At 72.1% G+C, this 25150-nt stretch carries 20 protein-coding genes; 10 read left to right on the forward strand and 10 right to left on the reverse strand.

Going from position 1 to position 25150, the window contains the following annotated elements; genetic code table 11:
• Nucleotides 1-19: 19 nt before the first annotated feature.
• The 4 genes from PUR53_RS45335 to PUR53_RS45350 are packed head-to-tail and all read right to left on the reverse strand — an operon-like array spanning nt 20 to nt 5758.
• Nucleotides 20-1057 (reverse strand): ABC transporter ATP-binding protein, encoded by a 1038-nt coding sequence (locus PUR53_RS45335; protein ID WP_329899398.1) that lies wholly within the window; start codon nt 1055-1057, stop codon nt 20-22.
• Nucleotides 1054-3111, reverse strand: coding sequence for a dipeptide/oligopeptide/nickel ABC transporter permease/ATP-binding protein (locus tag PUR53_RS45340; RefSeq protein ID WP_329912354.1), 2058 nt, complete (start codon nt 3109-3111; stop codon nt 1054-1056). Before PUR53_RS45340 ends, PUR53_RS45335 begins: the two co-directional genes overlap by 4 nt.
• Nucleotides 3112-3168: 57 nt before the next feature.
• Nucleotides 3169-4128, reverse strand: coding sequence for an ABC transporter permease (locus tag PUR53_RS45345; RefSeq protein WP_329899396.1), 960 nt, complete (start codon nt 4126-4128; stop codon nt 3169-3171).
• Nucleotide 4129: 1 nt separating this feature from the next.
• A complete protein-coding gene (locus tag PUR53_RS45350) occupies nt 4130-5758 on the reverse strand; it encodes an ABC transporter substrate-binding protein (RefSeq protein ID WP_329912355.1) in 1629 nt (542 codons plus the stop codon).
• A 283-nt stretch (nt 5759-6041) separates the two neighbouring features.
• Between PUR53_RS45350 and PUR53_RS45355 the strand changes: the two genes are divergently transcribed.
• Nucleotides 6042-6782, forward strand: a complete 741-nt coding sequence (locus PUR53_RS45355; RefSeq protein ID WP_329899439.1) for a FadR/GntR family transcriptional regulator — start codon at nt 6042-6044, stop codon at nt 6780-6782.
• 3 nt (nt 6783-6785) lie between these two features.
• A complete protein-coding gene (locus PUR53_RS45360) occupies nt 6786-7256 on the forward strand; it encodes a protein-tyrosine phosphatase family protein (RefSeq protein WP_329899394.1) in 471 nt (156 codons plus the stop codon).
• 214 nt (nt 7257-7470) lie between these two features.
• Here PUR53_RS45360 and PUR53_RS45365 read toward each other — a convergent pair whose 3' ends face one another.
• Nucleotides 7471-8127 (reverse strand): M15 family metallopeptidase, encoded by a 657-nt coding sequence (locus tag PUR53_RS45365; RefSeq protein WP_329899393.1) that lies wholly within the window; start codon nt 8125-8127, stop codon nt 7471-7473.
• Nucleotides 8128-8575: 448 nt separating this feature from the next.
• On the opposite strand from PUR53_RS45365, the gene PUR53_RS45370 reads away from it, so the two are divergent.
• The gene (locus PUR53_RS45370; RefSeq protein ID WP_329899392.1) at nt 8576-9421 is read left to right on the forward strand and encodes a hypothetical protein; all 846 of its coding nucleotides are present in this window, start codon (nt 8576-8578) and stop codon (nt 9419-9421) included.
• Here the strand turns inward: PUR53_RS45370 and PUR53_RS45375 are convergent.
• Nucleotides 9363-12467, reverse strand: a complete 3105-nt coding sequence (locus PUR53_RS45375; protein WP_329912356.1) for an AfsR/SARP family transcriptional regulator — start codon at nt 12465-12467, stop codon at nt 9363-9365. The two genes, PUR53_RS45370 and PUR53_RS45375, sit on opposite strands and share 59 nt — an antisense overlap.
• A gap of 554 nt (nt 12468-13021) precedes the next feature.
• Here PUR53_RS45375 and PUR53_RS45380 point away from each other — a divergent pair.
• The 4 genes from PUR53_RS45380 to PUR53_RS45395 all read left to right on the forward strand — a co-directional run bounded on the left by PUR53_RS45380 (nt 13022) and on the right by PUR53_RS45395 (nt 15492).
• Nucleotides 13022-13252, forward strand: coding sequence for a hypothetical protein (locus PUR53_RS45380; RefSeq protein WP_060884773.1), 231 nt, complete (start codon nt 13022-13024; stop codon nt 13250-13252).
• Nucleotides 13253-13310: 58 nt separating this feature from the next.
• Complete coding sequence (gene recO, locus PUR53_RS45385) at nt 13311-14060, forward strand: DNA repair protein RecO (protein WP_045557459.1); 750 nt, start codon at nt 13311-13313, stop codon at nt 14058-14060.
• A gap of 67 nt (nt 14061-14127) precedes the next feature.
• Nucleotides 14128-14964 carry an isoprenyl transferase gene (locus PUR53_RS45390; RefSeq protein WP_329899390.1) on the forward strand — a complete coding sequence of 279 codons (837 nt, stop codon included), beginning with the start codon at nt 14128-14130 and terminating at the stop codon, nt 14962-14964.
• Between the two features lie 3 nt (nt 14965-14967).
• Nucleotides 14968-15492, forward strand: a complete 525-nt coding sequence (locus PUR53_RS45395) for a YcxB family protein (protein WP_329899389.1) — start codon at nt 14968-14970, stop codon at nt 15490-15492.
• A 150-nt stretch (nt 15493-15642) separates the two neighbouring features.
• Here PUR53_RS45395 and PUR53_RS45400 read toward each other — a convergent pair whose 3' ends face one another.
• From PUR53_RS45400 to PUR53_RS45415, 4 genes are all read right to left on the reverse strand, one after another.
• Entirely contained in the window at nt 15643-16056 is a 414-nt protein-coding gene (locus tag PUR53_RS45400; RefSeq protein ID WP_329899388.1) for a Fur family transcriptional regulator, read from the reverse strand.
• Between the two features lie 71 nt (nt 16057-16127).
• Nucleotides 16128-17072 carry a metal ABC transporter permease gene (locus tag PUR53_RS45405; RefSeq protein WP_329912357.1) on the reverse strand — a complete coding sequence of 315 codons (945 nt, stop codon included), beginning with the start codon at nt 17070-17072 and terminating at the stop codon, nt 16128-16130.
• 12 nt (nt 17073-17084) lie between these two features.
• On the reverse strand, nt 17085-17852 hold the full coding sequence (locus PUR53_RS45410; protein WP_329912358.1) for a metal ABC transporter ATP-binding protein: 768 nt from the start codon (nt 17850-17852) through the stop codon (nt 17085-17087).
• 28 nt (nt 17853-17880) lie between these two features.
• Nucleotides 17881-18843 (reverse strand): metal ABC transporter substrate-binding protein, encoded by a 963-nt coding sequence (locus tag PUR53_RS45415; protein WP_329912359.1) that lies wholly within the window; start codon nt 18841-18843, stop codon nt 17881-17883.
• Between the two features lie 205 nt (nt 18844-19048).
• On the opposite strand from PUR53_RS45415, the gene PUR53_RS45420 reads away from it, so the two are divergent.
• The 3 genes from PUR53_RS45420 to PUR53_RS45430 all read left to right on the forward strand — a co-directional run.
• Entirely contained in the window at nt 19049-20431 is a 1383-nt protein-coding gene (locus PUR53_RS45420) for a glycine--tRNA ligase (protein ID WP_329899384.1), read from the forward strand.
• 484 nt (nt 20432-20915) lie between these two features.
• Nucleotides 20916-22352 (forward strand): lipase/acyltransferase domain-containing protein, encoded by a 1437-nt coding sequence (locus tag PUR53_RS45425; protein WP_329912360.1) that lies wholly within the window; start codon nt 20916-20918, stop codon nt 22350-22352.
• On the forward strand, nt 22349-25150 hold a 2802-nt coding region (locus tag PUR53_RS45430; protein WP_329912361.1), incomplete at its 3' end, for a hypothetical protein. The genes PUR53_RS45425 and PUR53_RS45430, both read left to right, overlap by 4 nt.

Raw genomic sequence — 25150 nt, forward strand, 5'->3', positions numbered from 1 at the left:
TGGACATTGCTGGGCATCGCTAGGCGTCGGGCACGGAGTCCGACGCCTGCGCGGCCACCGCCTCGGCGACCAGGTCCCGCGTCGAGTCCGTCTCCTGCACAGGATGGTGGCAGCGGAAGCGGTGACCGGGGGCCGACGCGGCCGCGAAGTCCGGCATGATCTCCGCGCAGACGTCGTCCGCCTTCCAGCAGCGGGTGCGGAACGGGCAGCCGCTCGGCGGCCGGGTCGCCGACGGGACGGGGCCCACCAGGGGGATCGGGTCGATCGGGTCCAGCAGTCCGGGCGTGGCCGAGAACAGGGCCCGGGTGTACGGGTGCCGGGCGCGGCCGGTGACCAGGGCTGCCGGGGTCTCCTCCACGATCCGGCCCAGATACATGGTGATCACCCGGTCACTCATCCGCCGTACCGTCTGGATGTCGTGCGACACGAAGACCAGCGCCAGGCCCAGGCGTTCCCTGAGGTCCAGCAGCAGGTTGAGGATCTGCGCGCGGACCGAGACGTCCAGCGCGCTCGTCGGCTCGTCCGCCACCACCAGCTCGGGATCGAGCGCCAGGGCCCGCGCGATCGCCACGCGTTGCCGCTGGCCGCCGGAGAGCTGTCCGGGCAGACCGTCCGCGAGCGCCGGGGGCAGACCGACCAGCGCCATCAACTCCCTCACCCGGTCCTCCCGTTCGGCCGGGGTGCCGCGCCGGTGCACATCCAGCGGGTCGCGGAGGATACGGCGGACCGTCAGCCGGCGGTTCAGGGCCGTCGACGGGTCCTGGAAGATCATGCCGGTGCCGCCGCCGACGGTGGACCGGCGCTCGCCCGGCGGCATGGACCACAGGTCCCGCCCCCGGAACGCCACCGTCCCCGCCGTCGGCCGGTCCACGCCCACCAGCAGCTTCGCCAGCGTCGACTTGCCGCACCCGGACTCGCCCACCACGCCCACCGTCTCACCGGGCGCGATCACCAGATCGGCGCCGGTCAGGGCGTACACCCGGTCCCGGGTGAACACCCCGCCGCTGCGCGCCCGGTGCACGACATGGGCGCCGGAGACCTCCACGAGCGCGTTCACCTCGTCACCTCCATGCCGTCCATGAGGTCCACCGCCGGGTGGTGGCAGGCCGCCGTGTGCGTACGGGTGCCCAGCAGGGCGGGAGCCGTCGTACGGCAGACCCCGCTCGCCCGGGGGCAGCGGTCGGCGAAGCGGCAGCCCGCCGGGAAGTCGGCGGGGGAGGGGACGACACCCCTGATCTGGGTCATCCGCTCGGCCGCCGACTCCAGGGACAGCACGCTGCCCAGCAGCCCGCGTGTGTAGGGGTGGGAGGGCCGCTCCACCAGGTCCGCCGTCACACCCGTCTCGACGATCTGCCCGCCGTACATCACCACCACCCGGTCGGTCACGTCCGCGACCAGGGCCAGGTCGTGCGAGACGAGGATCAGCGCGAAGCCCAGTTCCTCGCGCAGCCGCAGCAGCAGTTCGATGATCTGCGCCTGGACGGTCACATCGAGCGCGGTCGTGGGCTCGTCGGCCACGATCAGCCGGGGGTCGCGGGAAAGGGCCATCGCGATGAGGACGCGCTGGCGCTGGCCGCCGGAGAGCTCGTGCGGATAGCTGCGCAGGGTGCGGTCGGGGTCCAGGCCGACCAGGCGCAGCAGTTCGGGCGCGGAGCGCCGGCCGCCCCGGCGCACCACCTGCTTCAGCTGGGCGCGGATCGTCATCGCCGGGTTCAGGGAGGACAGGGCGTCCTGGTAGACCATCGCCATCTCGTGGCCGAGCAGCCGGCGCCGGGCCCGCATCGACTCGCCCACCAACTGCCGCTCACCGAACAGGACCTCGCCGCGCACACGGGCGCCCTTCGGCTGCAGGCCCATCACCGTCAGCGCGGTCAGCGACTTGCCGCAGCCCGACTCGCCGACCAGGCCCAGGACCTCACCGGGGCGGACCTCGAAGCTGATGCCGTCGACGATGTCCACGCCCCGGTGGCGTGCGTCGAAGCCGATCGCCAGGTTCCGCACGGACAGCACCGGCGGGCCCTCGGGGAGGGGGCGGGCCCGCGAGCGCAGTCGTACGGCAGCCTCGCTCAGGCCGGGCAGCTCCGTGATCTCGCCGCCGTCCTGCTCCCGCTCGTCCGCCCCGGGGCCTTCCAGCAGCTCCGCCCGCTCCTGCGGCTCCACCCCGCGCGGCCCCGTCTCCCGTGCGACCGGCTCCGTCTCCCGCCCGACCGGCCCCGTCTCCCGTGCGACCGGCGCGGCCCACGCGTCGGAGACGCCCTCGGAGAGGATGTTCAGGCAGAGCACCGTGACCAGCATCAGCAGGCCGGGGAAGACGGTCGCCCACCAGCCGCCGGTCAGCACCATGTTCTTGCCGTCCGCGATGACACTGCCCCAGGACGGGTCCGGCGGCCGTACGCCCGCGCCGATGAAGGAGAGCGACGCCTCGAAGACGATGGCCTCGGCGACCTGCACGGTGCAGAACACCAGCACCGGGGCGGCGCAGTTGATCGCCACGTGCCGGATCACGATGTGCGGGGTGCGCGCCCCCAGCACGCGCTCGGCGGTCACATAGTCCTCGCCGTACTGGTCGAGGACGTTGGCCCGGACGACCCGGGCGACCGGCGGGGTGAACAGGAACGCGATCGCGCAGATCAGCACGGTGATCCCGCCGCCGAAGACGGCCACCAGGACGGCGGCCAGCGCGATGCCGGGGAACGCCATGACCACGTCCAGGCAGCGCATCAGGGTCTCGTCGACCGCCTTGCGCGAGGTCGCCGCGACGGCCCCGATCAGGGCTCCCACGAGCAGGGCCAGCCCGGTCGCGCCGAGCCCGATCGCCAGCGACCAGCGGGCCCCGTACATCAGCCGGCTCAGGATGTCCCGGCCGAGGCTGTCCTGGCCCATCCAGTGGTCGGCGGAGGGCGCGCCGGTGCCGCCCACCAGAGCCTGCTGGTCGAGCGGGTCGTGCGGGGCGAGCCACGGGGCGAGGAGCGCGGTGAGCACCACGACCGCCAGGAAGCAGACCGCGATCCGGGAGAGCGGCGGCAGCCCGCGCCAGGAGCGCGGCCGGACACCGGGCCGGGAGAGGGCCTCGGTCAGGCGCTTGCGCGTGGTCACGATCAGACCGAACATCAGGGCATCAGCTCCCGTCCGGGCGTCGGGGCATCGGCCCGCATCCCTCGATGGGCGTCAACTCGCCTCCCTGAGGCGGGGGTTCACCAGCAGATAGAGGACGTCGATCACGAGGTTCACGACCACGAAGCCGGCGGCCGTGGTCAGCACGACCCCCTGGACGACCGCCGGATCGCCGTTCTTCACGGCGTCGATCATCAGCTTGCCCATGCCCGGCAGCGAGAAGATCGTCTCGATGACGACCGCGCCGCCGAGCAGATAGCCGACGCGCAGGCCGAGCACGGTCAGCGGATTGATCAGCGCGTTCCGCAGCACGTTCCGGCCGACCACCACCCGGGGCGGCAGGCCGCTGCCGATCGCCGTCCGCACGTAGTCCTTGTCCAACTCCTCGACGACCGCCGTCCGCACGATCCGGGTGAGCTGCGCCGCCACCGGCAGCGACAGCGCGAGCGCCGGCAGGGTCATCGTCTCCAGCCAGCCGGTGAAGGAGTCCGCCGGATTGACGTACCCGCCGGTCGGGAACCAGCCGAGGTCCACCGCCAGGTACTGGATCATCAGCAGGGCCAGCCAGAACCCGGGCGCGGCCACCCCGGTCAGCGACACCACCCGGATGAGCTGGTCCGGCAGCCGGTCCCGGTGGATCGCCGCCGTCACCCCGCCGAGCAGCGCCAGCACGACCGCGATGCCCAGCCCGAGGAAGGTCAGCTGGAGCGTGAGCGGCAGCGCGGTCATCACCTGGTCGACCACGGGCGCCCGGGTGAGCGCGCTGATCCCCATGTCCCCGTGCAGCAGATCGCCGACGAACCCGGCGTACCGGACCGGCAGCGGATCCAGCAGCCCGTTCTCCTCACGGAACTCGCGCAGTTGCTCCGGTGTGGGATTGGCCCCCTGGAAGAACGCGGACGCCGGGTCGACGTCCGAGAACCGCATGACGACGAAGACGAACAGGATGATCCCGAGCAGCAGCGGGACGAGCAGGGCGATCCGCCGCAGCAGGATCCGCAGGACGGCGACCACGCTAGACCCACTTGGCCTGGAGCAGGTTGATCCCCGGATACGGCTGTGCCCTTATCCCCGACAGCCGCTTCGGGTTCCACGCGGTCATCAGCTCGTTGTGCACCACCGGATAGAGCACGGCCTGCTCGGCGACGATGTCGATGTAGTCCTGGACCATCGCCTTCTTGCGGTCGGCGTCCGGTTCCCGCGTCGCCCGGTCCATGTCCTTGAAGAGCGCCTTGGCCACGGGGTCGTCGGCCCACCGCGCGTACTGCATCCACAGGTTCTGCGGGCCGTAGTTGTACCGCATGATCAGATCGGCGTCGAGCCCGAACTGGTTGGGGTTCGAGGCGGCGGCGACCACCTGGTAGTCCTGCTTCTGGTCCATCTTCGTGAAGACGGCGGTGGTCTCCTGCGGCGAGAGCGTCGTCTCGACGCCGATCGCGTCCCAGGACGCCTTGATCGTCGGCAGACAGTCCACGACCCAGCTGACGTTCACCGCCAGGATCTCGATCCGCAGCCCCTTCACCCCGGCTTCGGCCAGCAACGCCTTCGCCTTGTCGGGGTCGTACGCGTACACGTTCTTCGCCGGCCGATAGCTCGGATTGCCCTCGTTGAGGAAGGAACTCGCCGGTTTCCCGTGGCCCTTCAGCGCCACCTCGATCATCTTGTCGCGGTCGATCGCGTGGTGCAGCGCCTGCCGTACCCGCACGTCGTCGAAGGGCTTCTTCCGGGTGTTGAACATGAGGAAGAGGTTGTTCATCCCGGAGCCGCCCTGGACGGACATGCCGCCCTTCTCCAGCTGGCCGATGTTGGCGTACGGGATGTTGTCGGCGATCTGCGCGCCGGCGCTCGCGCCGGAGATCTTCGCGACGCGCGGGGCCGCGTCCACGATGGTCAGCCAGTTCATCTTCTTGAACGCGGCCGGGCGGGGCCCGTTGTAGTCGGCGTACGCCTCGAACGTGGTGTTGGACTTCGGGTGGTGCGCGGTCTGCCGGTACGGCCCCGAGCCGATCGCCTTGCCCTTGATGGCGTCCTCCCAGGCACCGGGCCGGGAGAAGACGTGCTTGGGCATGATCTTCGCCAGCGTCAGCCGCGCGATGCCGTCCGGGAACGGGAACCGGAGCACCAGCTCGACGTTCCGCGCGTCGATCTTCCTGACCTCCTTCAGCCAGCTCGCGAAGAAGCCCTTGGCGAGGGTCTGGGTGCCGGGGTCGAGGATGCGGTCGTAGACGAAGACGACGTCGTCGGCGGTGACCGGTCTGCCGTCGTGGAACGTGGCGCCGGGCCGCAGCTCGAACCTCCAGGCCGTGCCGTCGACATCGCCCGGCACGGCCGTCGCGAGCGCCGCGTACGGCTCTCGCGAGATGGGGTCCGTGTCGAGGAGGCCCTCGTAGATGTGGTTGTTGGCGGCCATGCAGAAGGCGGACGCGGTCTGGGTCGGGTCCCAGCTGCCGTCGTTGCCGTAGCCGATGACGGCCGTCAGGGTGCCGTTCCCGCCGCCTGTGCCACCGGTGTCGTTGGTGGACTCCGGCCCGGCCGAACAGGCGGCCAGCGACGAGGAGACGGCGGCGGCCGCACCCAGCGCGCCGGAGTACTTGAGGAGCGATCGGCGGCTCGGCGCCGGGGCGTCACGGATCACGTCGCGCACGGTTCCTCCAGACAGGGAGAGGAGATACGACGTCCTACGTCCTACAGGGAGCAGCGTGACCTTAGGAGCGCCCGTGGGGGCGGTCAAGAGATCGCACACGAATGGCGTACGTGCCAGAGGTGCGACCAATGGCGGATCAACACCGGTGTGACATAACGACAGTTGAGGGTCCGTTGGGCAAGGGTTTCCCAGGGTGATCACGGGGCGTTAACCTGGCGTTCCCCTGATCGGTTCACGTGGTTTCCGTCCGGAGGTGGGACGTCGGATGTCCGGCGAGCGTACGATGCGGCGCATGTCTCAGGAGAGCGGGAGCCGGCGCCGGCCCGAGCGGCGGGTGAGCAGCCAGATCCAGCGCGAGGTCATGCAGCTCATCCTCGACCGCAGGCTCCAGGCGGGCGCGCCGCTGCCCACCGAGACGGAGCTGATGGAGGACCTCGGCGTCAGCCGCAACTCCGTCCGCGAGGCCCTCAAGGCCCTCCAGGCCCTCGACATAGTCGACATCCGGCACGGCTACGGCACCTACGTCGGCGAGGCCTCCCTCACCCCCCTCGTCGACGGTCTGACCTTCCGCACCCTGGCCCGGCCCGACGGCGACACCGCCGCGCTCGCCGAGATCCTCCAGGTCCGCGAGGTGCTGGAGGAAGGCCTCGTACGACGGGTCGCGGGCACCCTCACGGACGACGAGCTGGACGCGCTCGCGGCCGTCGTCGACCGGATGGAGGCGGCCGGGAAGGCGGGCGAACCCGTCGCCGAACTCGACCGCGACTTCCACGAACTCCTCTACGCCTCCCTCGGCAACGCCCTCGTCCCCCAGCTCCTCGGCGCCTTCTGGACCGTCTTCCTGCGGGTCGCGGGCGTCCGTGGCTGGACCGACGACCCCACGCCCGAGCTGACCGTCCGCCGCCACCGGGACATCGTGGCCGCCCTCCGCGCCCACGACGTCGAGGGCGCCCAGCGGGCCATGTCCGACCACTTCAGAGGCATCGAGGCGAGGGCGGCGCAGGCCTCGCGGGGGGTGGGCTGAACCATGGGGAAGTCTCCGACCGAGCCGTGGGACCCCGCCGACGCCGGCGTGCTGCGGCTGCCCTCCGGGCGGCTGGTGCGCGGCCGGGGCCTGCGCCGGCCGCTCCCGGACGGCAGCGTCCCCACCTACGCCGTGTACCTCCTCGGCAAGCAGCCGCCCGAAGTCCCCTGGGAGTCCCGCTGGCTGCGCTGGCCCGACTTCCGGCTGCCCGGCGACCGGGCGGAGGCGGCCCGGGTGCTGCGCGACGTGTGGGAACGGGCGGCCGTCGACCGGGTCGAGCTGGCGTGCGGCGGCGGCCGGGGCCGCACCGGCACCGCGCTGGCCTGTCTCGCGGTGCTGGACGGCGTACCGCCCGAGGAGGCCGTGGCGTACGTACGCCGGCACTACGACCGGCACGCGGTGGAGACGCCGTGGCAGCGGCGGTACGTACGGCGGTTCGGGGAGCCGGCGGACCGCACCCACCCGCCGGCCTGAACGCTCACCGTGCCGTGCGTGCCGACCCCGCCACCCCTGCCCGCCCCATCCACAGGGTGCTGCCCCTGACCCCCGCTACGGGGTTCGCCGCCGAGGCGGCACGGAGGACGGGGTGCAGCCCTCGGGGATGGGACGGGTAGGGGCGCCGGGGGCGGGAGCCCGGGGTGCTCGGCGGCCGGGTGTGGTGGCGGCCCGGTGTGGCGGCGGGCGCCGGCTAGGAGGGGGTGCTCGCCGGGCCGTACAGCGCGTTCGGCGCGCCCGTCATCAGCGCCCAGTACCGGTCCCCGTACGACCAGTGCCACCACTCGGTGGGGTAGTTGACCAGCCCGGCCGTGGTGAGCGCCGCGGAGAGCGTGCGCCGGTTGCGGCGGGCGGTCTCGGAGATGTTGGGCGCGTCGGTGTAGCAGGCGTCGTCGCTCTCCTCGGGGCTGGCGTCCAGACGCGTGCCCATGTCGAGCTCCTCCCCGGCGGCCGTGCACAGGGTGAGGTCGACCGCGGCGCCCGCGACATGCGGCCCGATCTCCGGCGGGGAGAGCGAACGGCTGGTCTGGACGTGGAGGTACTCCTCCGACCAGTCGGGGTTGGCGAGCCGCAGCTCGGCGGCGTACCGCTCGAAGTACTCGATCTGCAGCGACAGCGGCCGGTACCCCTCGGTGACCAGCAGCCGCAGCCCGTCCGGCAGCAGCCGGGCGGCCCGCGCGAGACGCCAGGCGACGCCCTCGCGGAGGTGTGCGTACGCCCCCTCGGGGTCGGCCTGACGGGAGTCGACCACCACGAAGGGCAGGTCCCTCAGGTCGACGAGTGGTTCACCGCACTCCCGGACCGGAACACCGGCGACCTCGGGGTCGCTCATGAGGATGATCGAAGGCATGCGTCGTCTTCCACCGGGCGGGAGATGCGATGCGTCGGGGTGTTCGGCAGCACCCCGGGGAGGGACTTGATCCCCTGATGTCCCTCCCCGGGGGCTTCCCCCCTTGAGTGGTGGTTCGTGGCCTGGCTCCGGGCGTCCCCCCAGCCCGTCGTGCTGCTGCGATCCCACTGTTGTCACGTTCCCACCGGTCCGTCCCCTGTGCGCTCCGGTGGGCCGACCGGCCGGGCGGTGGTCGCCCGGCCGATCCGTTGTTCCCCCGAGAACAACGAGAATGGCGCACTCCGCTGGAAGTTCTCTGCAAGTCCGCCGCAAGCGGGTTTCGGCCGGGCCGACCGTCCGGAACACGCCTCACGCACCCGTGTTTACGTATCCGCGTACGCAATTCCACGGATCCCGTGCCGGGTTGGGCGCGCGGATGCTGATCTTCCGCAGCAGAGAGGGGATACCGGTGGCCGGTCGCACCGACGTTTCACCGCTGGCCAGGGCCGTCAGGGCCTGTCCGCGGCTCATCGCGTGGCTCGTCGCGGGCTTCGTGCTGGCGCTGCCGGTCGCCCTGGCCGATACACCGGCCGGCCGGTACACCCTGCCGCAGCAGCCGGCACCCGCGCAGGCGGCCGTCGTGTACGGCGCGCCCCTCGCCGTCGCGCTGGGCGTGGCCGCGTACACCAGGTGGTCCCGGCCCGGCCCGTGGTGGGCCTACGCCGCCCACGCGGCGGTGGTCCTCGCTGCGGCCCAGGCGGCCGTGGTCTGGACCGAGGCCCGGCTCGGCCTGTCGGGGTGGGACTCCCCGGGCCTGGCCCAGAGCGGCGTGGCCGCCCTCACCGCCTACCTCTGCCACCGGGCGGTGCGCTGGTGGGACGACGGCGGCCTCAACGGCGGCCGCAGGCGCCCCGCCCCGGGCGAGATCTGGCACGCGTCGGTGCCGTTCCGGGAGTCCGCCGGCGAGAAACCGCACTACTGCGTGGTCATGCGGCCCCGCCTGCGCCACGTCGAGGTCCTGCAGATCACCAGCCAGGACAAGGACCACCGCGTCGACTTCGTCCGGATCCCCAACGACGGCTGGGACTCCTCCTCCGGCAGGGCCCACTGGGTCGAGATCGGCCTGCCGCCCCGACTGGTCCCCTACGGCAACTTCACCAAGGCCCGGCCGAAGGGCCGCTGCCCGAAGCCGACCTGGCGACAGCTGCGGGCGCGGCGACCGGCCGCCGGCCCGCTGCGCGCCCTGCGGTCCCGCCTCAAGGGGACCACTCCCACGGCCACGGCTCGTGCCGTTCGCGGGCCTCGCAGGCGTTGAACACCGCCATGGCCTCGGCCCGCAGCGCCTCGGCGCCGGCCCGGTCCCCGAGCGCGGCCCGGACCACGGACAGGTTGCGCAGGGCGCGGGCCCGGGGGAGGGGCAGGGCGAGGACGCCCCAGAGCGCGGCGGAGGCGGTCAGTAGCCCCTCCGCGTCCGTGAGCCGTCCGTCGGCCAGCGCGCACTCGCCGAGCGTGCGCAGCGTCAGGGCCTCGCCGAAGCGGTCCTCGTGGGTTCGGCAGACCTCCAGGATCTCGTGCAGTTCCGTCTCCGCCTCCCGGACGTGCCCCAGCCGCAGCCGGGCCTTGGCGCGGGCCCGCAGGGCGTACGCCGCCATGTGCGGGTCGCCGAGGTCGCGCAGGATCCCCAGCGCCTGCTCGGCCACGCGCGCGGCCTCCTCGTACGCGCCGAGCGAGCGGTGCACCAGGCTGAGCGTGCGCAGCGCCAGCGCCTCGCCGCGCCGGCTGCCGAGGCGCCGGTAGGCCCGCAGCGACTCGTCGAGCAGCGGGAACGCGCCCTCCTGGTCGCCGAGTTCGAGGCGTACGGAACCGCCGTAGCGGCAGGCGACGCCGACACCGGTGTCGTCGCCGATCCGGCGGAACCCGTCGGCGGCGTCGGTCAACGCCCGTTCCGCCTCCCGGAGTTCGCCGACCTCGCGGCAGGCGCTGCCGAGGCCGGCGAGCGCGGCGGAGCGGCCGCGGACGTCGCCGAGTTCGGTGCAGACGCGTTCGGCGGTGCGGAAGTACTCCTGGGACTCGGCGATGCGGTCCTGCTCGTAGCGGAGCTGTCCCAGGCCGATGATCAGCAGGGCCTCGCCCGAGCGGTCCTCGGCGCGGCGGGCTGCCGCGAGGGCGGCGTCGTGGCTGCGCCACCAGGCGTCGAAGCGGTTCTTGATGGCGAAGGAGGAGGAGCACAACGCCGCTGCCGCTTCACAGGCGAGGGTGTGCAGGCCCATCGCTGCCGCGCGCTCGACCGCGGTGGTGAGGGTGTCGGCTTCGGCGTCGAACCAGGCGAAGGGGTCTTCCAGGGCTCGGCGTGTGGTGGGTGCGCCTACTGGGGTGGGGGCGTCTGTCGGTTCGCGGCTTTCGGTCCGTCGTGGTTGCTCGCGTAGTTCCTCGCGCCCCTTTGGGGTGAAGCCCTGTCTCAAAGTGACCGCGCCCGATGGGGACTTCTCCGTGACCCTGTCCATCAGCCACAGGCCCGCGCTCAGGGCTCTGCCCACCGCCGCCGTGCGGTCGTCGGACGGGTCCTCCGCCTCCGCGCGTTCGGCGGCGTAGACGCGGACCAGGTCGTGGAGGCGGTAGCGGGGCTGGCCGACCTGGTCCCGGCCGGGGCAGGTGATCAACTGGGCGTCCAGCAGGCGTTCGAGGAGCTCCTCGGCCTCGTCCTCCGAGGTGCCGGAGAGCGCGGCGACCGCCCACACGGCGACGTCGGCCGAGCCGAGCGTGGCGATACGGCGCAGCACACGCCGGGCGCACGCGTCGAGGGCCTGGTAGCTGAGGCCGAGACCGGCGCGGACCTCCAGGTCGCCCACGGACAGCTCGTCGAGGCGGCGATGTTCGTCGGCGAGGCGCTCGGCGAGCACGCTGGGCGTCCAGTGCCGCCGGGTGGCCAGCCGGGCGCCGGCGATCCGCAGGGCCAGCGGCAGCCCGCCGCACAGCTCGACGATCCGGCGGGCCGCGGCCTGTTCCCGCGGGTCGTCCGGGGTGCGTTCGGGGCCGGTGACCCGGGTGAGCAGTTCGAGGCCGCGGGCGTCGTCCAGGACGTCCAGGTCGGTGCGCCGGGCCCCGACGAGCCCGCCGAGCCGGGCCCGTGAGGTCACCAGGACCCCGCAGCTGGCGCTGCCCGGCAGCAGCGGCCGCACCTGGGCCTCGCCGTTCGCGTCGTCGAGGACCAACAGCATCCGCCGTCCGGCGACCAGGCTGCGGAACAGGTCGCCGCGCTCGGCCGTGTCCTCCGGGGGGTCCGCGCCGAGCGCCCGCAGCAGCCGGCCCAGGACCTCGGCGGGCGGTACCGGCTCGCTGAAGCCGTGCAGTTCGGCGTAGAGCTGCCCGTCGGGGTAGTGACCGGCGACCCGGTGCGCGGCCTGCACGGCGAGCGCGGACTTGCCGACCCCGGCGGCCCCCGAGACCACGACGACGGGCATCGCCTCCCGCACGCCGGTCAGCCCTGCGACGACCCGCGCCAGCTCCTCCTCCCGGCCGGTGAAGTCGCCGATGGCGGGCGGCAGGAGAGAGACCGGCCGGGGCGGGGCGGAGGCGGCGGGCTCCACGGGCGCGGGCGCCGTCGGGGCGGCGAGCAGGGCCGGGTCGGCCCGCAGGATGGCCTCGTACAGGCGGTTCAGCTCCGGGCCCGGGTCGAGCCCCAGCTCCTCGGCGAGCACAGCCCGCCCCTGCGCGTACACGGCCAGCGCCTCGGTCTGCCGCCCGAGCCGGTACAGGCCCAGCATCAGCTGCCCGCGCGGCCGCTCCCGGGCCGGATGCGCGCCGACCAGCGCGGTCAGCTCGGTGACCAGCTCCGCCTCGTGCCCGCCGGTCTCCAGCTCGGCGGCGATGCGTTCCTCCAGGGCCGCCTGCCGGGCCTCCTCCAGCCGCCCTGCCTCACCCCGCAGCGCCTCCCCGACCCCGCCGAGCGCCGGGCCGCGCCACAGCTCCAGCGCCCCGCGCAGCAGCCGTGCGGCCTCCGCGTGGTCGCCTTCGGCGGCGGCCCGCCGTCCGTCGGCCGTGCGTGCCTCGAACTCCGCCAGATCGACCCGGCCGACCCCGGGCCGCATCACATAGCCCGGCGGCCGGGTCTCGATCGCGTCGGCCGCCTCGGGGGGCAGCGCCCGGCGTAGCGCCGACACATACGTCTGCACCAGCGCCCGTGCGGTGTCCGGGGGTTCGTCCCCCCAGATCACGTCCACCAGTGCGTCGGCGGGCACCACCTGGCCGGCCCGCAGCAGCAGTACGGCCAGCAGCGCGCGCGGTTTCGGGCCGCCCAGCCGCAGGGGTCTGTCACCGTGCCATGCCTCGACCGGGCCGAGCAGTCGGAATTCCAGCTCCACGGGTCCCCATCTTCCGTGCTGTCGGACCGCCGGGACAGCGGTTGCTCACGCACCGTTCGACGCTCGTGCACGGCGCGTGGTTTCCCGTGACACGTGATGCGCCACAGCGTTGTCGGAAAACGGGGCAACCGAAGGGAATCTTAGGTGGACGACGAGGAGATTCCCCACGTAGGTGAGGACCCTCTGTGGCGATGCTGTGAGAACCGCCGTGGCCGTGCGCGGCCGTGCGTGGCCGTGCGGCGCGGGCCGCGGCCGGGCCGTGGGTGCACGCGGTACGGCGTACTCGTCGGTCGAGGCCAACGCTTGTGTGCCTGCCCGGAGTTGTGCGGGACAGACTCCAGCCGAGTTTAGACACAGCGGGTCATCGAGGAGATGCGAAGAGTGAAATTCGGCGACGCGGGGGAGCACCGTGAAGGCAGGTGGAGAAGGGCTCGGGGGACGGCAATCGGCGGGCGCGTCGAAGAGGCGGAGGAATCGGTGGAGGAATTGCGGCGGACGGCCGAAAGGGCGGGAATTATTCTGCCGTCACCGGTCTTTTCGGCGGCGGCCCTGCGGTGAGCGGGAACGGGAAGAAGCCGGCGATCGGCACCTACGCCGTCGACACCCGCACCGGGAAGGTCGGCCGCGTCATGGGCCACGAGGGGCCCTACGTGCAACTGCGGCCGGTCGGCGGAGGGAGAGAGTGGGACTGCGCCCCCGAGGTCGTCCGGGCCGCCACGACCATAGAACGCCTGCGCGCCGCGACCGCCTACGAGAACGCCCGAAGCCGGGGCGAGGTCCCTTGAAGAGGTGACCATGGGCCGAGGTCCCGCCGTGCCCCGACCGTAGGCGAGAATGGGCGGCATGAGCCTGTTCCGCGACGACGGCGTCGTCCTCCGCACCCAGAAGCTGGGGGAGGCGGACCGGATCATCACGCTGCTCACTCGGGGGCATGGGCGGGTGCGGGCCGTGGCGCGGGGGGTGCGGCGGACCAAGTCGAAGTTCGGGGCGCGGCTCGAACCCTTCTCCCATGTGGACGTGCAGTTCTTCGCGCGGGGCAGCGAGTTGATCGGCCGCGGCCTGCCCCTGTGCACCCAGAGCGAGACCATCGCTCCGTACGGCGGCGGCATCGTGAGCGACTACGCCCGCTACACCGCCGGGACGGCCATGCTGGAGACCGCCGAGCGGTTCACGGACCACGAGGGCGAGCCCGCCGTGCAGCAGTACCTGCTGCTCGTCGGCGGGCTGCGCACCCTAGCCCGCGGTGAGCACGCCCCGCACCTGGTCCTCGACGCCTTCCTGCTGCGCTCCCTCGCCGTCAACGGCTACGCCCCCACCTTCAGCGACTGCGCCAAGTGCGGCATGCCCGGCCCGAACCGGTTCTTCTCCGTCGCCGCCGGGGGCTCCGTCTGCGTGGACTGCCGGGTGCCCGGCAGCGTCGTACCCTCGCCGCAGACGCTGGAACTGCTCGCCGCGCTTCTCACGGGAGACTGGGAGACCGCGGACGCGAGCGAGCCGCGGCACGTCCGGGAGGGCAGCGGGCTGGTGTCCGCCTACCTGCACTGGCATCTGGAGCGCGGCCTGCGCTCCCTTCGGTACGTGGAAAAGTCGTAGGCACGACCGACCCACGAGCACCCAGACCGACGAGCACCACAAGCACCACAGAGGAGACGAGAAGCACATGGTGGTACGCGGGTTCCTCGGGCGTCAGCGCCGCGAGTACAAGGCACCGACGCCCCACCCGTCCGGCGCCCGCGCGCCCAAGCTCCCCGGCGAGCTGGTCCCCGAGCACGTGGCGATCGTCATGGACGGCAACGGCCGCTGGGCCAAGGAGCGCGGGCTGCCGCGCACCGAGGGCCACAAGGTCGGCGCCGAGCGCGTGCTCGACGTGCTGCAGGGCTCCCTGGAGATCGGCGTGCGCAACATCTCCCTCTACGCCTTCTCCACCGAGAACTGGAAGCGCTCGCCCGACGAGGTCCGCTTCCTGATGAACTTCAACCGCGACTTCATCCGCAAGACCCGCGACCAGCTCGACGAACTCGGCATCCGGGTCCGCTGGGTGGGCCGGATGCCCAAGCTGTGGAAGTCGGTCGCCAAGGAACTCCAGGTCGCCCAGGAGCAGACCAAGGACAACGACCTGCTGACCCTGTACTTCTGCATGAACTACGGCGGCCGGGCCGAGATCGCCGACGCGGCCCAGGCCCTCGCCGAGGACATCCGCGCGGGTCGCCTCGACCCCTCCAAGGTCAATGAGAAGACCTTCGCGAAGTACCTGTACTACCCGGACATGCCGGACGTCGACCTCTTCCTGCGTCCCAGCGGTGAGCAGCGCACCTCCAACTACCTGCTCTGGCAGAGCGCGTACGCCGAGATGGTCTTCCAGGACGTGCTGTGGCCCGACTTCGACCGCCGTGACCTGTGGCGGGCCTGCCTGGAGTTCGCCTCCCGCGACCGCCGTTTCGGCGGCGCCATCCCGAACGAGGAGCTGCTCGCGATGGAGGGCCGGACGGAGGGCTGACCGTTGGCGCAGGCCGGTGGGGAGAACGTCGAGCTGGTGTACCGGGCGGCGGTCGGGGACTTCCGCGAGGCGGTGCGCGTGTCCGCGCGCGCCTCGGTAGCCGGCCGGTGGGGGCGGGGTCTGCTGCTGTTCTGCGCCGGGGCGGGACTCTTCGTCACGGTGGTGGCGCTCGCCCTGGGCGGCACGCCCGACGCGCAGGCGTTCGTGATGCCGGTGGCGGCGGTCGGTGGCCTCGTCCTGCTGCCCCGGCTCCAGGCCCGTCTGCTGCACCGGCGGGCGGCGGCCCTGGGGCTGCACCGCGCCGTGCTGGACCCGTGGGGCGTCACCGTCGCGCACGACCACGGCACGGAGCGCCCGGCCCGCTGGTCCCAGGTCTCCCGGTACGCGGAGACCCCGCACACCTTCGTCCTCCTCAGCGGCGTCCACGCGCCCCGCCTGACCGTGCTGCCGAAGCGGGGCCTGGCGACCCCCGCCGACGCCGACCGGCTCCGCGCCGTCCTCACCCGCGAGGGCCTGACCCGGCTGTAGGGGAAAGGCACGGGGCGGAGGCCCGGCCCTTCAGGGGCGCGGGGCTGTATCGACATGCGGCTCCGCCGCGTGGGCGCGAGAAGCCCCACGCACCCGCACCTGCCGGCGCATCCTGGGCGCGGGAGATGGGCCCGGTAAGCCCAGGGCGCGCTACGACGCCTTCGCCGCGCACTCCTCGCAGGTGCCGAAGATCTCCACCGTGTGCGCGACGTTCACGAAGCCGTGTTCCGCCGCGATCGCGTCGGCCCACTTCTCGACCGCCGGGCCCTCCACCTCCACGGCCTTGCCGCAGATCCGGCAGACCAGGTGGTGGTGGTGCTCGCCGGTCGAGCAGCGGCGGTACACGGACTCGCCGTCGGAGGTGCGCAGGACATCGACCTCGCCCGCGTCGGCGAGGGACTGCAACGTGCGGTACACGGTGGTGAGCCCGACCGAGTCGCCCTTGTGCTTCAGCATGTCGTGGAGTTCCTGCGCGCTGCGGAACTCGTCGACCTCGTCCAGTGCCGCGGCCACGGCCGCCCGCTGCCGGGTGGAACGACCTCGTACAGGTCCGGCGGTCGTCACCGTTGCCTCCTCACGTAGCGGTCTTGCGGGGGCCATTGTGCCAGTCCCCGCCGACCCCGTTCAGCGGCCGGTCACCCCGCGGACCCCTCGGTGGAGCCCCGGGTGGCCGGAACCGTGTCCTTCGAGGCCCCCGTCCCGGCGGCCTCCCGGGCCTTCGGGACCACACACTCCGCCGGGTCCCCGACGGTCGTCTCCAGGGCCCTCGCGCGGCGCCTGGCCAGCGGGGTCGCCAGCGCGGTCAGCACCATGAACGCGGCGATGGCGAGCAGCACGATGGTCGCGCCGGGCGGTACGTCCTGGTAGTACGAGGTGATCGTGCCGCCGATCGTCACGGACACCCCGAGGGCCACCGCGATCGCGAAGGTCGCCGCGAAACTGCGGGTGAGCTGCTGCGCGGCGGCGACGGGCACGACCATCAGCGCGGACACCAGCAGCAGTCCGACGACGCGCATGGCGACCGTCACGGTCACCGCCGCCGTGACCGCCGTCAGCAGGTTCAGCGCCCGCACCGGCAGGCCGGTGACGCGGGCGAACTCCTCGTCCTGGCTGACCGCGAAGAGCTGCCGGCGCAGCGCCAGCGTCATCACGATCACGAACGCGGCGAGGACGCAGATCGCGGTGATGTCCTCCTGTGACACGGTCGACAGCGAGCCGAAGAGGAACGACATCAGATTGGCGTTGGTACCGCCGGGCGCGAGGTTGATGAGCATCACACCGCCCGCCATGCCGCCGTAGAAGAGCATGGCGAGCGCGATGTCGCCGCGCGTCTTGCCGTACCAGCGGATCAGCTCCATCAGCACGGCGCCCACGACGGACACCAGCGTCGCCATCCACACCGGGGACCACGAGAGCATGAAGCCGAGGCCGACGCCGGTCATCGCGACGTGGCCGATGCCGTCGCCCATGAGGGCCTGACGGCGCTGGACGAGGTAGATGCCGATCGCGGGGGCGGTGATGCCGACGAGGACGGCGGCGAGCAGGGCCCGCTGCATGAAGGCGTAGTCGAGGAATTCCATCGTGGTGCCTTCTCAGCTCAGCAGGCCCGTACGGACGGGCTCGGCGCCCGGTGCCGCGTGCGGGTGGACGTGGTCGTGGCCGGGCAGGGCGTGCTGGCCGACCGCCTTCGGGGGCGGGCCGTCGTGGGTGACACAGCCGTCGCGCAGGACGACCGCGCGGTCGATCAGCGGTTCCAGCGGGCCGAGTTCATGGAGGACCAGCAGCACGGTCGTGCCCTTCGCGACCTGCTCGCGCAGGGTCCCGGCCAGCACCTCCTGGCTGGCCAGGTCGACGCCGGCCATGGGCTCGTCCATGATCAGCAGCTCGGGTTCGCAGGCGAGGGCGCGGGCGATCAGGACGCGCTGGTGCTGGCCGCCGGAGAGGGCGTTCACCGAGTCCTTGGCGCGGTCCGCCATGCCGACCATGTCCAGGGCGTGCCGGATCGCCTCGCGGTCGGCCCTGCGGAAGATGCCGAGCCGGGTGCGGGAGAGCCGGCCCGAGGCCACGATCTCCGTCACCGTCGCCGGGACCCCGCCCGCCGCCGTGGTGCGCTGCGGCACGTACCCGACGCGCCGCCAGTCGCGGAAGCGGCGCCGGGCGGTGCCGAACAGCTCGATCTCGCCGTCGCTGACCGGTACCTGCCCGATCACCGTGCGTACGGCGGTGGACTTGCCGGAGCCGTTGGCGCCGAGCAGCGCGACGACCTCACCGCGGTGCACGGTGAGGTCGATGCCGCGCAGGACGGTGCGCGAGCCCAGTTCGGCGCGGACGCCGCGCAACGCGATGACGGGCTCGGTCATGCCTGCTGCCTCCGGATGATCAACAAGGTCACTTGGCTCCCAGGGCCGCCTGGAGGGCCTTGAGGTTGGCTTCCTGGACCGCGAAGTAGTCCTTGCCGCGCGACTTGTCGGTGATGCCCTCGATCGGGTCGAGGACGTCGGTCTTGAGGTTCGCGTCGGCGGCGATGGTCTTCGCGGTCTTGTCGCTGACCAGTGTCTCGTAGAACACCGTGGTCACACCGTCGGCCTTCGCCATCTTCTCAAGATCCTTGACCCGGGCGGCACTCGGCTCGGACTCGGGGTCGAGACCGGAGATGGCCTCCTCGGTCAGGCCGTAGCGCTCGGCGAGGTAGCCGAAGGCGGCGTGGGTGGTGATGAAGACCTTGGTGTCGGTGTTCTTCAGACCATTGGTGAACTGGTCGTTCAGCGCGCCCAGCTTCTCGACCAGGGCCTCGGTGTTGGTCTTGTAGGTGTCCGCGTGGTCCGGGTCGGCCTTCTCGAAGGCGGCGCCGACACCCTTGGCGACCTCGGCGTACTTCACGGGGTCGAGCCAGACGTGGGGGTCCTTGCCCTCCAGCTCCTCGTTCTCGTGGTCGTCGTGCTCGGCCGAGTGGCCGCCGACCTCGTTGCCGTGGTGCTCCATGGTGGTCAGCGTGGCGGCGTCGATCTTCGTCTCGTGGCCGGACTGCTCGACCGCCTCGTCGACGGAGGGCTGCAGGCCCTTGAGGTAGAGCACGGCGTCCGACTCCTGGAGCGCGGCCGTCTGCTTGGCGCTGATCTCCAGGTCGTGCGGCTCCTGACCGGGCTGGGTCAGACTGGTGACGTTCACGTGCTTCCCGCCGATCTGCTCGGCGAGGAAGGCCATCGGGTAGAACGACGCGACGACGTCGAACTTGTCGGTGTTGCCCGCGGCGGCGGTGTCGCCCCCGCAGGCCGTGAGAGTGGTGAGCCCGAGGGCGGCGGCCGCGGTCGCCGCCGCGGGTATCAGAAGTCGTCGTCGTACTGCGTTCATGACAGTCATTTTCATCTTTTCTGGAAACGATTGTCAACAAGCCTGGTGGTAAGCCCTTGGTAAGGCCTATGTCCGGTCTGGCACCGAACCGATTTGATTGCAGGGCAGCCTCCGCCGGTAACCTGAAGCATTCGCTCTGAAGCGCGTTCGCTTCCCTCCAGGGGCGCATCGCTTCGTCGCCCGTCGTCGTAATGAAGAGAGCACCGTGGCCGCCGACAAGATCGACACCATCGTCAGCCTGAGCAAGCGCCGTGGCTTCGTATTCCCGTGCAGCGAGATCTACGGCGGCCAGCGTGCCGCCTGGGACTACGGACCGCTGGGTGTCGAGCTCAAGGAGAACATCAAGCGTCAGTGGTGGCGCTACATGGTGACGTCGCGCGAGGACGTGGTCGGTATCGACTCGTCCGTCATCCTGGCCTCCGAGGTCTGGGTGGCCTCCGGCCACGTCGCCACCTTCTCCGACCCGCTCACCGAGTGCACCGCGTGCCACAAGCGGTACCGCGCGGACCACCTCGAAGAGGGGTACGAGGAGAAGAAGGGTTACGCCCCGGCGAACGGCCTGGCCGACATCAACTGCCCCAACTGCGGCAACAAGGGCCAGTTCACCGAGCCCAAGCAGTTCTCGGGTCTGCTCTCCACCCACCTCGGCCCCACCCAGGACACCGGCTCCATCGCCTACCTGCGTCCCGAGACCGCCCAGGGCATCTTCACCAACTTCGCCCAGGTGCAGACCACTTCGCGCCGCAAGCCGCCGTTCGGCATCGCCCAGATGGGCAAGTCCTTCCGCAACGAGATCACGCCCGGCAACTTCATCTTCCGCACCCGCGAGTTCGAGCAGATGGAGATGGAGTTCTTCGTCAAGCCGGGCGAGGACGAGAAGTGGCAGGAGTACTGGATGCAGGAGCGGTGGAACTGGTACACCGGCCTGGGTCTGCGGGAAGAGAACATGCGGTGGTTCGAGCACCCGCAGGAGAAGCTCTCGCACTACTCCAAGCGCACCGCCGACATCGAGTACCGCTTCCAGTTCGGCGGCAGCGAGTGGGGTGAGCTGGAGGGCGTCGCCAACCGCACCGACTACGACCTCGGCGCGCACTCCAAGGCCTCCGGCCAGGACCTGTCGTACTACGACCAGGAGGCGAGCGAGCGCTACACGCCGTACGTCATCGAGCCGGCCGCCGGTGTCGGCCGCACGATGCTGGCGTTCCTCCTCGACGCGTACACCGAGGACGAGGCGCCCAACGCCAAGGGCAAGCTGGAGAAGCGGACGGTGCTGCGCCTCGACCACCGCATCGCCCCGGTGAAGGTGGCGGTCCTCCCGCTGTCCCGCAACCCCGAGCTGTCCCCGAAGGCGAAGGGGCTCGCGTCGGCGCTGCGGCAGAACTGGAACATCGAGTTCGACGACGCGGGTGCGATCGGGCGGCGTTACCGCCGCCAGGACGAGATCGGTACGCCGTACTGCGTGACGGTGGACTTCGACACGCTCGACGACAACGCGGTGACCGTGCGTGAGCGGGACTCGATGAAGCAGGAGCGGGTGTCTCTCGACCAGATCGAGGGCTACCTGGCTGCTCGGCTCGTGGGCGCGTAGGCGTTTTTCGGGCCAGGCGTCTGCCTGGCTCGGGTTGAGGGCCGGCCGCGGGTCGTTCGCGGCTGGTCGCGCAGTTCCCCGCGCCCCTTACGGGGCCGGGGAACTCGGCGTTTACAGGTCCAGGTCGGCGAAGAACCTTCTCGCCGATCGAATCCCAGCCCATGGCGGGCAGTAGGAACTGGTGGACGTCGCGGGCCTTCAGCTTCTCGTCAGCGGCAAGGGCCGGGGCCGCTGCGGGTCCTTCGTCGTCAGCCAGCCGCTCTTGCTGGACAGCGCCGCACGGTTCATCGGGGCTCGGCCTCATCCCCGACGTAACGGGCCCGGCAGGCCCCGCCCCTCGGAGCGCTCCGTCGGTGCGGCACAAGCCGCGCAGCCCAGAAGGATGATATTCCCGGAACTTCCGCCATCTGCCTTCCTGTTACTGGTAGAAGAAGCCACACAGCGCGGGCCGTGGGACGCGGCCCCGGTGGGGGAAGGCGGGGGAATGGGGCGCAGGCATCTGGTGTACGTGCTGCCCGGGATCGGCGGCAGCGTGCTGGAACGGCCCGGAGGCGGCGGCAAGCCGCCGGAGGTGGTGTGGGACGCGGGCTTCGGCGACATCGCCGGCCTGCTGCGCCGGCCGGACCGGCTGGCTGTGGACGAGCCGCTGCGGGCGACCGGTCTGATCCGCTCGAAGCGGCTGCTGCCGGGCTGGACCGTCGTCCCCGGCTACGAACGGCTGGTGGCGAACCTTCAGGCGCTGCCGGGTACGGTCATCGACACCGGGCAGCCCGAGAAGCGGAACCCGGCCGCGAACGTGGTGCTGTTCCCGTACGACTTCCGCCTGGGTGTCAGGCATGCCGCGGAGCTGCTCGCGGCCGATGTCCACGACCGGCTGAAGGACCTCGCACCGGCCGAGCGGGCCGGCCGGGTCGTGGTGGTCGCCCACTCGATGGGCGGTCTGGTCGCCCGGCACTGGCTGGGCCCGCTGGAGGGCTGGCCGCTGTGCCGGGCCCTGATCACCCTCGGCACCCCCCACCGCGGCGCCCCGAAGGCCCTGCACCTGCTGGCCGACGGCGTACGGGTGGCGGGAATCCGGCTGGACGGGGTGAGCGACCTGCTGCGCCAGTGGCCGTCGGTGGCCGAGCTGCTGCCCCGCTACCCGATGGTCTGGGACACCGCCACGGCGGCTCCCCTCTACCCCCACGACGTGCCCCTGGAGCACCTGCGCTCCCCGGCGAAGCAGGGTTTCGCCCTGCACGAGGAGATCGAGCAGACGTGGCAGGCCATGCCGCGCACCGGCGCCGAGCCGCAGGTGGTGCCCCGGCTGGGCTGGAGTCACCGCACCCCGGGCTCGGCGGTGTGGGACGGCCGCACGCTGAAGGTCGGCAAGAAGCTGCCGGCCTGGCTGGACCTGGCGGGCTGGGAGAAGGACCACGGCGACGGCACCGTACCGGCGATCTCGGCCGTGCCGGTGGAGATGGACGGCCACGACACCTCAGGCTGGCGGGCCCGCGACCGCCACGGCCCCATCGTCTCCGCCGACTGGATCCCCGGCCTGGTCCAGGTCTACGAGGAACGACAGCGGCTGACCGCGGCCCGCGGCGCGGAACGCGAGGCCGCCCTCGGCCTGGACGTGGACGAACTCCACGCCCGGGGCACGACGATCCCGCTGGAGACGCGGTTGCGCGGGGACAACCTGCCGCCGGAGGCCACCGCCGACCCGAGCGGGCTCGCGGTCTGGGCCACCCTGCGCCCGGTGCACGGCCCGCGGGCAGCGGCCGCGGAGGTGCGGCTGGAGTGGGACGGCGACCGGGGCGGCTACGTCACCGAACTGCCCGGCCAGGAGCCCGGCCTGTACGACGTGCGCGTGAGTGTGCGGGCCGTGCCCGGCGTCGGTGACCTGTCCGCGTCCGACACCCTCGCCGTGGTGGCCCCATGAGTCCCGTCGGCTCCTGGCCCCGCTGGTCCCTCGACGGGGAACCGGCCGCGCTGGCCAAGTACGTGCTGCCCGACGAGGTCGCCGCCCTGCTGCACCTGCCCGGGCCCCCGGCCGACAGCCGCATCGGGCAGACCCAGGCTGTCTACGAGGCGCTGGCCGGTGCCGGGATCACCTACTCCCACGAGGCACCCACCGACGATCCGGGGCGCCAGGTCGTCCGCCAGCCCGGCGAGGTGCTGTGGTGCCCCCGGCACGCCACCTGCCTCGATCTCGCCCTGATCCTGGCCGGCGCCTGCCTCCATGCCGGCCTGCACCCCTTCGTCCTCATCCTCGACCCACCCGAACCCGGACGCGCCGCCCACGCCCTGCTCGGCGTGTGGATCGACGACGTCACGTCCGACGAGGACGACGACATCCAAATGCCGGACGCGGACGTGTGGACCAGCCGCCCCGACGGCTTCGACGACCTCGTCCAGACCGACCCGACCGGGCCGTCGAGACCACTGCTGCTCCTGGACCCGGTCGGCGCCGCGCACGCCCTGCCCCACTCACCCATCCTCGGCACCGGCGCCGCCTTCGCCGACGCCGTACACGCCGGAGCCCGCTACGCCCGTGAGTGGAACTGGCGCCTGGCCGTGGACATCCGCCGCGCCTGGCGCAAGCAGGACACCCACACCCCCGCCGACCGGCCCACCGACGAGCCGCTGCGTTCGCCGTACGTGGCCCTGGACCCGCTCGTGCACCGGCCCTTGCAGGTGCTGCGGGCCGAGCACGCGGTGGTGCCGTTCCAGGCCCGGGACGAGCTGACCATCCTCACCGACTGGTGCCGCACCGTGGCCACGGGGCCCTACACCGGCGTCACCGTCATCCACGGCGCCGGCGGCGCGGGCAAGACCCGCCTCGCCCTCGAACTCGCCCACCAACTCGCCACCCGCCACGGCTGGTACACCGGCTACCTGCGCGAACACCCCACCGGGCGGGACTGGCTGGGCACCGTCGTCTCCCCCACCCTCATCGTCCTGGACTACGCCGACGCCCGCACCGCCGACGCCGAACAGCTCCTGGCCCTCCTCAAACGCCGCACCGACCGAGGCGCCGCACCCGCCGTCGTCGTCATGACCGCCCGCGCCGTCAACGGCCAGTGGCTCACCGCCCTGAGCAAGGCGTGGAACAACGACGGACATCTCGTCCGCATGCGCGACCCCCTGCACCTGCCGCCCGAACACCCCGCCGGCGCCGCCCTCTTCCGCCGCGCCGCCCGCGTCTTCCACCACGGTCCCGACGACGAACTCGACCTCGATGCCGCCGACCGGGCCGCCCCCGCCGACTGGACCACCCTCGACTACATCCTGCTGGCCCTGCTCGCCGCCCGCGGTTCCGGCCGGCTGCCCACCACCCGTGAGGACCTCTACGAAGAAGTCCTCACCCACGAACGCGCCTACTGGGCCCAGACGTACAGGAAGAACGCCGGCCTGAACCGAGACGCCGACGCGCCGCTCGATGTCCTCAACCGGGCCGTCGCCAGCCTCACCCTGCGCGCACCCACCACACGCAAGGAAATCAACGCCGCACTACGCGCCGTCGAGGAACTGTCCGACGACGCGCCCTGGCGTGAGACCATCCGCACCACCCTGGCCACTTGCCTGCAACCCGGCCCCGGCGAACCCCTCGTCCTGCGCCCGGACCCCATCGCCGACCACCTCACCCTCCACGAACTCCACGACGACGAAGACCTGCTCCCCGCCGTCCTGGACGGCCTCGACGGCGATGGTCTCCTGGCCGCCCTGCGGCAGCTCAACCGCGCCGCCGCGGCGGCGCCGGACAGCGCCACACGCATGGTGCAGGCATGGATCAGCGCTGGGGCGGACCGCTGGCAGCCCGTCCTCCAGGTCGCCGCGGATCAGGGCGGTACCGCGCTGGCCGCCCTCCGGCAACTGATCGACGACGAGCCGCCCGTGCCCTGGCTCGCCGACCTCTCCCGCGCCATCCCCTTCACCACGATCGGCCTGCCCGAGCTCGGCCTGCACACCGACCTTCGGCGCCTGTCGGTCCTGCGGGCCGATGCCACCACCCAACCCGCCGACCTCGCCGAGCAGCTCCAGCGCACCAGTCACCGCCAAGGCGCCATCGGGGACTGGCAGGCGGCGCTCGTCTCGATCACCGAAGCCGTCGACCACTACCGCGCCCTCACCCGGGCCAACCCGGCCGCCCACCTCCCCGACCTCGCCGTCTCCCTGAACAACCTCTCCGGCTGTCAGAGCGATACCGGAGACCGACAAGCGGCGCTCGTCTCCATCACCGAAGCCGTCGAGATCCGTCGTGTCCTCGCCCAGGCCAACCCCGCCGTATACCTTCCCGACCTCGCCGGCTCCCTGAACAACCTCTCCAACCGGCAGAGTGAGACCGGAGACCGACAAGCGGCGCTCGTCTCCATCACCGAAGCCGTCGAAATCCGCCGTACCCTCGCCCAGGCCAACCCCGCCGCCCACCTCCCCGACCTCGCCATGTCCCTGAACAACCTCTCCGTCCAGCAGAGCGGGACTGGGGACCGGCAGGCAGCGCTCGCCTCCATCACCGAAGCCGTCGACCACTACCGCACCCTCACCCAGGCCAACCCCGCCGCCCACCTCCCCCACCTCGCCAGCTCCCTGAACAACCTCTCCAACCAGCAGAGCGATACCGGAGACCGACAAGCGGCGCTCGTCTCCATCACCGAAGCCGTCGAAATCCGCCGTACCCTCGCCCAGGCCAACCCCGCCGCCCACCTCCCCGACCTCGCCATGTCCCTGAACAACCTC

Origin of the sequence: Streptomyces sp. SP18BB07 (genome assembly GCF_036322545.1) — a bacterium.
GTDB classification, from domain to species: domain Bacteria; phylum Actinomycetota; class Actinomycetes; order Streptomycetales; family Streptomycetaceae; genus Streptomyces; species Streptomyces deccanensis.